Consider the following 225-nt stretch of genomic DNA (forward strand, 5'->3'; position numbering starts at 1 on the left):
GGGAGGAGCTGTATGAGGATGCGGTGAAGATCGCAAAGCACGTCGGCTACACCAATGCGGGCACGCTGGAGTTTTTGGTGGATAACGAAGGACACCACTACTTTATTGAGATGAATCCCCGGATTCAGGTGGAGCATACCGTTACCGAAATGGTCACCGGCGTGGACTTGGTACGCTCCCAGATTTTGATTGCCGAGGGCTGCCCCCTCAGCGATCCCCGGATCG

Annotated in this window: 1 pseudogene; it reads left to right on the top strand. The window is 56.0% G+C overall.

What is annotated here, in order from left to right:
- Positions 1 to 225: pseudogene (locus HJY11_RS13965) on the top strand (hypothetical protein); the annotation flags it as partial.

The organism is Bittarella massiliensis (ex Durand et al. 2017) (assembly GCF_017566145.1).
In the GTDB taxonomy this organism is placed as follows: Bacteria; Bacillota; Clostridia; order Oscillospirales; family Ruminococcaceae; genus Bittarella; species Bittarella massiliensis_A.